Origin of the sequence: Streptomyces sp. NPDC042638 (assembly GCF_040647235.1) — a bacterium.
In the GTDB taxonomy this organism is placed as follows: domain Bacteria; phylum Actinomycetota; class Actinomycetes; order Streptomycetales; family Streptomycetaceae; genus Streptomyces; species Streptomyces rameus.
Window position 1 is genome coordinate 158,005 of sequence record NZ_JBEZBT010000011.1, and the last position, 8,829, is coordinate 166,833.

8 protein-coding genes and 1 pseudogene are annotated in these 8,829 nt (G+C 70.6%); 5 read left to right on the forward strand and 4 right to left on the reverse strand.

From position 1 onward, the window contains the following. Positions 1-200 precede the first annotated feature (200 nt). Positions 201-560: a 5-carboxymethyl-2-hydroxymuconate delta isomerase gene (locus AB0B40_RS12670; protein ID WP_345046557.1), complete on the reverse strand. Its 360-nt coding sequence runs from the start codon at positions 558-560 to the stop codon at positions 201-203. Between the two features lie 584 nt (positions 561-1,144). Between AB0B40_RS12670 and AB0B40_RS12675 the strand changes: the two genes are divergently transcribed. Together AB0B40_RS12675 and AB0B40_RS12680 are read left to right on the forward strand one after the other, a co-directional pair. After that, on the forward strand, positions 1,145-2,572 hold the full coding sequence (locus AB0B40_RS12675; protein ID WP_345046558.1) for an alkaline phosphatase family protein: 1,428 nt from the start codon (positions 1,145-1,147) through the stop codon (positions 2,570-2,572). Positions 2,573-2,767: 195 nt separating this feature from the next. Continuing rightward, positions 2,768-3,193, forward strand: coding sequence for a hypothetical protein (locus AB0B40_RS12680; RefSeq protein WP_345046560.1), 426 nt, complete (start codon positions 2,768-2,770; stop codon positions 3,191-3,193). 62 nt (positions 3,194-3,255) lie between these two features. Here the strand turns inward: AB0B40_RS12680 and AB0B40_RS12685 are convergent, their stop codons facing one another. Next, positions 3,256-3,828, reverse strand: a complete 573-nt coding sequence (locus AB0B40_RS12685; RefSeq protein WP_362263883.1) for a dihydrofolate reductase family protein — start codon at positions 3,826-3,828, stop codon at positions 3,256-3,258. A 57-nt stretch (positions 3,829-3,885) separates the two neighbouring features. Continuing rightward, a complete protein-coding gene (locus AB0B40_RS12690; protein WP_345046563.1) occupies positions 3,886-4,536 on the reverse strand; it encodes a TetR/AcrR family transcriptional regulator in 651 nt (216 codons plus the stop codon). Positions 4,537-4,660: 124 nt separating this feature from the next. Here AB0B40_RS12690 and AB0B40_RS12695 point away from each other — a divergent pair, with 124 nt between their 5' ends. Together AB0B40_RS12695 and AB0B40_RS12700 are read left to right on the forward strand one after the other, a co-directional pair. After that, positions 4,661-5,692 carry a medium chain dehydrogenase/reductase family protein gene (locus tag AB0B40_RS12695; protein ID WP_345046564.1) on the forward strand — a complete coding sequence of 344 codons (1,032 nt, stop codon included), beginning with the start codon at positions 4,661-4,663 and terminating at the stop codon, positions 5,690-5,692. Between the two features lie 47 nt (positions 5,693-5,739). Continuing rightward, positions 5,740-6,281: pseudogene (locus AB0B40_RS12700) on the forward strand (polyketide cyclase /reductase). 39 nt (positions 6,282-6,320) lie between these two features. On the opposite strand, the gene AB0B40_RS12705 reads toward AB0B40_RS12700, so the two are convergent. Further along, positions 6,321-7,235 (reverse strand): phenylalanine 4-monooxygenase, encoded by a 915-nt coding sequence (locus AB0B40_RS12705; RefSeq protein ID WP_362263884.1) that lies wholly within the window; start codon positions 7,233-7,235, stop codon positions 6,321-6,323. Between the two features lie 391 nt (positions 7,236-7,626). On the opposite strand from AB0B40_RS12705, the gene AB0B40_RS12710 reads away from it, so the two are divergent. Further along, entirely contained in the window at positions 7,627-8,778 is a 1,152-nt protein-coding gene (locus AB0B40_RS12710) for a glutathione-independent formaldehyde dehydrogenase (protein WP_345046567.1), read from the forward strand. Positions 8,779-8,829 lie beyond the last annotated feature (51 nt).

Genomic DNA, 8,829 nt, shown 5'->3' on the forward strand with positions numbered 1-8,829 from the left:
GCGCGAACGAGGGAACCGGCTTCGGCCGGACCGAGACCGAGGCGTGTGCCGGGGCCCGACGTCTGCGCGGCGAAGTTCCGGATCCCGGCGGACGCCACGGCACGCGGGCCGAGGGAGCTGGGCGGGCTGGGCGGGCCGGGCGGGCCGGGCGACATAGCGGATAGCGTGCGGCGGAACGGCGTGCCCGGGCCCGGAAGGTCTCACCGTACGCCGGACGACAGGCGGTAGGACCCGGCCAGCTCTCTCACCTCGACCGAGACGGTCGACCCCCGCACACCGGCCGCCCGCAGGTGCCTGTCGATCAGGGCCATCGCGCTCTCGGACAACAGCGCCTTCTGCTCCTCCGGACGGCCCGGCATCAGGCCCACCTCCAGGTGCACAAAACCGGCGTCCCCGCTCGGCGAGTCCCCGACGTACGTCTCCGCCGGACGGACCAGCGTCTTGCACACACCCGCCGAGCCGGATTCCTCGATGACGAGCCGGTGCAACTCCTTCAGCAGGACGCCTACGTCGAGGACACCGGCCAGATGCGAGGAGTGGTCGAGGGTGAGGTGCGGCATGCGGGACCTTTCACGTGCTCCTAGTTTCCCAGAGCAACCATTTTCCCCTACCGGGCGCTCGCATGTGACACCCGGTGCCCGCAGGCGGGGGGGAGATCCCTCCCGGGACGGTTCCCGCCCAGGGCAGACCTCTCCTCTGCCGGAGGCAGCATGACGCGTGCGAGTGTCCCGCATGCGAGAAGGACCAGCAGGCAGCACCTGACCACCGGGCCCGGCGGCCAGAGCTGACCTGACTGCCCCGACGATTCCGGCAGGGGGCTGCCGCGCCTCGCGCGCCCGAGTGCGGCGCGGCAAGAGCGACCCGCCCGCATGGTGGCCCCACCCGGCCGAACGGTGCGGGCGGCGGCCGGGGCGTGCCCGGGACCCGTGCGGCAGCCGTCGTTTTCTCAACGCAGGGCAACGGCCAGGCGACGCGGGGGCGTGGGATGTCACGGCTTGGCCAACCCCTTCCCGCGCGTTGCTCACAAGTTCACCGCCGATGTCTGATGCGCCCGGCCTCATGAGCGAAGGATGACCGGCGACCCGTCCGATGGTCGGGTCGGCCGTCACTCCGGAGAGCTTCTCTCGCTCAAGAAGGGCCCGTCATGGCCGAGTTGACACGCCGTAGACTTCTGGGGACCGCCGCGGGCGCGCTGGGGAGCGCCGCGGCTCTCTCCCACCTCCCGCCGAGCGTCCAGAAGGCCGTCGTCGCCGGACCGCCCAAGAACGGCTCGCTGCGCGACATCGAGCACGTCGTGATGCTGATGCAGGAGAACCGGTCGTTCGACCACTACTTCGGCACCCTGTCGGGTGTCCGGGGCTTCAGCGACCCGCAGGCCCTCAGGCTCGACAACGGGCGCAGCGTCTTCTACCAGCCCGACGCCGTGAACCCGAAGGGTTACCTGCTGCCCTTCCGCCTCGACACCCACAAGTCGAGCGCCCAGGCCATCCCGTCCACCAGCCACGCCTGGTCCGTGCAGCACCAGGCGTGGAACGGCGGCAAGATGGACCAGTGGCTGCCCGCCCACCGCAAGGCCGACGGCGCCAACGGCCCCTATGTGATGGGGTACTACACGCGCGAGGACATACCGTTCCAGTTCGCGCTCGCCGAGACCTTCACCGTCTGCGACAACTACTTCTGCTCGGTGTTCGGGCCCACATGGCCCAACCGCCTGATGTGGATGACCGGCACGATCGACCCCGGCGGCACCCACGGCGGCCCCGTCATCAGCAACACCGCGCCCACGCCGTACCGCTGGACGACCTATGCCGAACGGCTCCAGGCGGCCGGCGTCAGCTGGAAGGTGTACCAGCAGGACGACGACTACGGCTGCAACATGCTGGAGCAGTTCGCCGCCTTCAGGAACGCGCAGCCGGGCTCCGAGCTGTACGTGCGCGGTGTACGTCCGCAGCCGGAGGGCACCTTCGAGGACGACGCCCGCAACGACCGCCTCCCGGCCGTGAGCTGGATCATGCCGACGGGCTTCCAGTCGGAGCACCCCGACTATCTCCCGGCGGCCGGCGCCGACTTCGTGGCGTCGAAGATCGAGGCGATCGCGGCGAACCCGGAGGTGTGGCGCAAGACCGCCTTCATCCTCAACTACGACGAGAACGACGGGCTGTTCGACCACGTGGTTCCCCCCACACCGCCTGCCGGCACAGCCGACGAGTACATCAGGGGCCTGCCGATCGGTGGCGGCTTCCGTGTCCCGGCGATCATCATCTCGCCCTGGACCGTCGGGGGCTGGGTCGCTTCGGAGGCCTTCGACCACACGTCCGCGCTGCGGTTCCTGGAGCGGTTCACCGGGGTGGAGGAGCCGAACATCAGCGACTGGCGGCGTGCCGCCTTCGGTGACTTCACGACCGCCTTCCGCTTCAGCGACGGCCGCCCTGCCGCGCCCAGGCTCCCCGACGACACGGCGGAGCAACTCGAGAAGGCGAAGGAGGAGGTGGCGACGCTGCCGAGGCCGACGCTGCCCGGGGCGGACCAGACCTTCCCGCACCAGGAACCGGGCCGTCGTCCCCACGTGTGACACCCGCTGACACCGCTGACACCAAAGAGGGCCCGTGCCGTCCGTGCCCGGGCCCTCACCGCGTCGTCCCGCCACCGCCGACGCCGGTCGGCCACGCGCAGACGAGCCCGAACGTCGCCGGTGCCCCTTCGCCCGGCCCCTGCGAGCGACAGGACCTACTGTAGGGAGCGGAACGAGGGCGAGGGGGCCTGGAAGATGACCACATGGGGGCTAGTCATCGAGACGACCGTGGGTGCCGGGGACCACAAGCACCAGGAGGCGTACGTGGTGGCGCACGTCATCGGGTCTCGTGCGGACGCGCTCGCGGAGCTGGAACGGCGGGCGCGGAGCCACTCACCCGAGCACCCCCGAAGTCCCCGGCGCCGTCGGCTCCTGCGGGACGGCGACGGGTTCCTCCTCGTCATCGACGGAGCCTGGCAGTCGTTCGCCACACGGTTCTCGGTGGCGGAGCTGCTCGAGGACTCCGCCGCGCCCGCCGCGCCCGCCGCGCCCGAACCTGCGGTGGAGACACCGGCCGTGCCCGTCGGGCCGCCGGCCGAGCCCGTGGCACAGGACGTCGAGCGGTACGCGGACGGGGTGCCGGTCAGGCCGACGTGGCTGGGGCGCGGCGACCTGCCGTGAACGCCGCCGCCAGGAAGGCCTGGACGACGGCGCCTGGCCGGCCTCAGTGGCCCTCACTACCCTCAGTGGGCGACGTCGAAGACCTGCTTCTGCAGGCCGTTGCTGTACACCTCGTGCTCGACGAGGGTCAGCTTCTGGGTGTCCTTGTCCGTCGTGCTGAACAGGCGCTTGCCAGCGCCGAGCAGCAGCGGGAAGACCAGCAGGTGGTAGCGGTCGATGAGGCCCGCGTCCGACAGGGCGCGGTTCAGCTCGGCGCTGCCGTGGACGATGATCGGGCCGCCGTCCGTCTCCTTGAGTGCGGCGACCTCGTCCAGGGAACGCAGGATCGTGGTGTCGCCCCAGTTGGAGACGAGCTCGTCGTCGGTGAGGGTGGTGGAGACGACGTACTTCGGCATGGACTTGTAGTGGGCGAACTCCGCCATGTCCGGCCACACCGGGCTGAACGCCTCGTAGCTGACCCGGCCCATCAGGATCGCGGTGGACTCCCGCTGCTCGCGCTCTTTGATCTCGAACGCCTCGGGGACGAACTCGACGTCCTTGAAGGTCCATCCGGAGTTGCGGTAGCCGGGCTCGCCGCCCGGCCCCTCGACGACGCCGTCGAGGGAGATGAACGCGGTGCTGATCAGGGTGCGCATATCGGCTTCCTAGGTTGTGTGGTGCTCGGCGTGACGCTGCCGCGCCGCCCTCGGCGGTCAACGGCCCGAGACAGCCTCCGCCTCGGCAGCGTAGAGCCTGGACGGGTCGAATTCCATGCCGTCGAAATGGCCGGCGAGTTCGAGGGAGAGCACGCCGTGCAGCCGGCTCCAGAAGGTCAGGGCGCGGCGCAGCGCCGACGGCGGTGCGGGGTGCTGCCGGGCCCACACCCGGTGCTCCTCCAGATGGGTCTCCAGCGGTGACGGCGGTGTGGCGGGCGGCTGTGCGGCGGTGCAGGCGTCGAGGAGGACGGCCATGATCTCCGAGGTGATCCGGGTGGTGTCCGCGGGGGCGTGATAGCCGGGCACGGGCGTGCCGTAGACGAGGAAGTACCGCTGGGGATCCTCGAGGGCCCACCCGCGCAGGGCCTGCGCCAGTTCGCCGAGATCGGCGCCGGCCTCGGCCCTGGCGCGGAAGGTGTCGGCCAGGCTGCGGTAGGCGTCCCTGATGAGCTCGGTGATCAGCTCGTCGCGGTTGGCGAAGTACCGGTAGAGGGCCGGACCGCTCATGCCGATCCGCTTGGCGATGGCGTTGAGGGAGAGGGCGGACGCCCCGGCGGTGGCGATCTGCTCCCAGGCGTGCTTCTTGATCTCCTCGCGCACCTGGGTGCGGTACCGCTCCCGGGGAGTACTCGCATCCGGCTTGCTCATTGACGCCTCCCGCTCTCCTGCCCACTTCAGTTAGAAGGTATCACTAACGCTATTGACGGTCACAGGCAACCTGCGTTAGAACCTATAACTAACACGAGAGCTTCTACAGACAAGGAGGGCGATCGTGAGCAGCGAACGCCTCGTACAGGTGGTTCTGCCGGGCATCGTCGCGCCGGAAGAGCTGCAGATCCGGCGCGCGGCCGTGCCGGAGCCCGGCCAGGGACAGATCGTCATCGCCATGGAGGCGACCGGCGTCTCCTTCGCCGAACAGCAAATGCGCCGGGGGCGTTACTACGACCAGCCACCGTTCCCGTTCGTGCCCGGTTACGACCTGGTGGGCCGGGTGTTCTCGACCGGCCCGGGAGTCGACCCCGCCCTGGCCGGGCGGCGGGTGGCCGCGCTGGTCAAGGTCGGAGGCTGGGCCAGCCACGTGCTCATCGACGCGCGGGACGCGGTCGAGGTCCCGGACGGGCTGACCGCGGCACAGGCCGAGACGGTCGTGGTCAACGGCATCACCGCCTGGCAGATGCTGCACCGCACGGCCCGCGTGCGTGCCGGGCAGACCGTGCTGGTGCACGGCGCCGGCGGCGGCGTCGGCTCCGTCCTGGTGCAACTCGCCCTCGCGGCCGGTGTGAGGGTGATCGGCACGGCCTCGCCCCGGCACCACGAGGTGCTGCGGGAGCTGGGCGTCACCCCGGTCGACTACCGCGGCGGAGATGTGCGCGCCCGCGTCCGTGCACTGGTCCCCGGTGGCGTGGACGCCGTCTTCGACCACGTCGGCGGTCGCAGCGTCATCGACTCCTGGCACCTGCTCGCCCCGGGCGGCACCCTCGTCTCCTACGGCAGCGCCTCCACCCGCGACGACACCGGGTCCAAGCAGTGGCCCGTACTGAAGATCCTCGCCCGCACCTGGCTGTGGAACGCCCTGCCCAACGGCCGCCGCGCCCACTTCTACAACATCTGGGCCGGCCGGGCATGGCACAGGGACCGCTTCCGCTCCCGTCTGCGGAGCGACCTCACCGAGGTCTTCACGGCAGTCGGCCGCGGCGACGTCACCGCCCGCATCGCCGCTCAACTCCCGCTCACCGAGGCTGCAGAGGCCCTGCGCCTGGCGGAGTCCGGCACCGTCACCGGCAAGGTCGTCCTGACCCCCTGACCGCGGGTCTCCCCGACACCGCCCCGGCAACCGACGGAGGAATCGCCATGTCCGCCACGCGCACCGCCGGCATCCGCGCCGCCCTGTTGACCCTCCCGCTCGCCATCGCCTCAGTCGGCGCCGCCGTCGTCATCGCCTCAGTCGGCGCCGCCGTCGTCCCGGCCGGTGCCGCGTCCGCGCCGCCCGTCGAGCCGCTCACCTGCGACGGCACAGGCGTCGATCCGGACGCGCAGGTCCGCTACCGGACCGAGACCCTGGTCCACGCGCCGTTGCGCACGGTGTGGAAGCTCGACCGACGTGGAGCGCCGGCCGTCGTGGCAGGCCTCCGTCACGACCGCGGAACGCCTCGACCACGGCCGCCTCCGGCACGGATCGGCGTTCCGGTGGACGACCCCGGTACCCCCCAACCCCACGCCCGCCACCGAGCTGGACATCACCCGTCCTCGTACGGACCGAGGAGACGCACACCGGCGCCCAGGTCGACGCGGACGTTCCCGTCGCGACCGGGCTCCTTCGGCAGGGCCTCGAAGCATGGCTGCTCGACCTGAAGACCGCGGCCGAGGCCCGCGCCCACGGCCCGCGGCACTGAACCCGGACCACCGTCCGACGAGCCGGGACGAAACCGGGGTTAGCTCCCGTGATCGGGCTGGGCTCCTACAGCGGTGCCGGTGCTTTCCGTGGCCCGTCGCCGGCGCGGCTCGCTGTCGTCGTCGAGTCCGTCCAGGAAACCGGCCAGGGTGTCGGTGACCTCGTCGAGGGTGCGCGCGCCGAAGAGGACCGGCTGGTAGCCACGGATGTCGTACGGGGTGGCGAGCACGGCGTCGATGTCCAGCGGTCGGATCCGGGCCGCCGCCAGCCGGCTGATCTCCCCGAAGGAGGAGAGCAGGGCCGCGCCGTACGCCTTCGGGATCCCGTTCTCCTCGAGGACGCCGTACTCCAGGGTGAACCAGTACACGTCACTGATCATCTGCAGCACGTCCTCGCGCTCGACCCGCATCGCCGCCCGCCCGATCAGGCGGTAGATGTCGGCGAAGGCGGGCGAGGCCAGGTGGATGCCGTGGCCGAAGACGTCGTGGATGACGTCGGGCTCCGGGGTGAACAGCGGTACGGCAGGGTGGCGGACGAACTGCACGGCGTGGAAGTAGCCGTCGGCCATCGCTCCCAGGAACCGCTTGTTCTCGACCACTCCCCCGGCCAGGGTGAAGTCGAAGCCCGTCAGACGGCGCAGCTTCGCGCCGACCTCGGCGTGCTGCGGGATGTGGTCCGCGGGTACCGGGGCGTGTTCTCTGGCCTCGAGCGCGGCACGGCACGCATGCTCGTTCTGCGCTCCCCACAGTGCCCGGTGGACGGTGCGCCAGGTTCTCTCCTCGCTCGCGACGTAGTCCACCGGCGGGTACGGGTCACCGACCCGGCGACCGCGGGCGAGCGCCGCGATCGCCCGTCGCCGGGACAGATAGTCCGGATCGCTGAGCCCGGGGTGCTCGGCGGCCGAGCCGAGTCGGCCGTCGGCCGCGACGGGCGTGCGCACCTGGGTGCCGCTCATGGCCGATCATTCCTTCCCGGCCCTGGTCGGTCAGGTGGTGACTGGTGGCAGCGGAGGCTGGGGTGCCGGGTCGCGCCGGCCTCGTCGGCCGGCGCGGTGACCTGACCGAAGGCGGTGGCGCCGGGCATCCGAGCGACTCTGACGTCCCACGGGCCTTCCCTGGCCAGTGTCCGAGGAGTGCCGCCCGTCGGCCACCGGACGGCTCCGCCGTACACCGTGGGCGCTTCGCAAGGGGTGGGTTGCACCTCCTGCGCCACAGGCGTTACCTGGTAGTACCGGCGGTGAAGCGAGCACACAGGCCACGGCACAGGCCGAGGGCCTCTTTTGCGCGGCCCCGGCACCGGCCTGTCCTCGCTGCCGTCTTCCAGCGTTCGACGCGGAGGTGACACAGGTGAAAGCCGTTGTCTACGAGAGGCCCTTCAGCGTCACGGTGAAGGACGTCGACGATCCGCAGATCCAGCACCCCAACGACGTACTCGTCCGGGTCACGTCGTCCGCGATCTGCGGGTCCGACCTGCACATGTACGAGGGGCGCACGGCGGCCGAGCCGGGCATCGTCTTCGGACACGAGAACCTCGGGGTCATCGAGGAGGTCGGCAGTGGCGTGACCTCGCTCTCCGTGGGCGACCGGGTCGTGATGCCGTTCAATGTCGCGTGCGGATTCTGCAAGAACTGCCTGGCCGGGGAGACGGGATTCTGTCTGACGGTCAATCCCGGATTCGCCGGCGGGGCGTACGGATACGTCGCCATGGGCCCGTACAAGGGCGGCCAGGCGGAGCGCCTGCGGGTGCCCTTCGCCGACTTCAACTGTCTGAAGCTGCCGCCGGGAGAGGAGTTCGAGACCGACTTCGTGCTGCTCGCCGACATCTTCCCGACCGGGTACCACGGCTGCGAGCTGGCCCAGGTGTCGCCCGGCGAGAGCGTGGCGGTCTACGGCGCCGGGCCGGTGGGCCTGATGGCCGCCTACTCGGCGCTGCTGCGCGGCGCGGCGAAGGTGTTCTCGGTCGACCGGGTGCCCGAGCGGCTCGCCAAGGCGGAGGAGATCGGGGCCGTCCCCATCGACTTCACCAAGGGGGATCCGGCCGAACAGATCAAGGAACAGACGAAGGGGGAAGGAACCGACAAGGGAGTGGACGCCGTCGGGTACCAGGCCCAGGCACACGACACCAGCCACGAGGAACCCGCCATCGTGCTCAACGAGCTGGTCGAGACGGTGCGGGCGACCGGCAGGCTCGGCGTACCGGGTCTGTACGTGCCCTCCGACCCGGGCGGTCCCGACGAACACGCCAAGCACGGCCAGCTCCTGGTCTCGATCGGCAGGATGTTCGAGAAGGGCCAGAAGATGGGCACCGGTCAGTGCAACGTCAAGCGGTACAACCGCCAGCTGCGCGACATGATCATCGCCGGGCGGGCCAAGCCCAGCTTCGTGGTCTCCCATGAACTGCCGCTGGACCAGGCTCCGCAGGCGTACGAGAAGTTCGACAAGCGCATCGAGGGCTACACCAAGGTCGTCCTGCACCCGGGCCACGCCCTCGCCGCCTAGGGTCTGTTGCGAAAGTGGATCTTGTTCGGTGATGATCATGTCTTGTGGGAC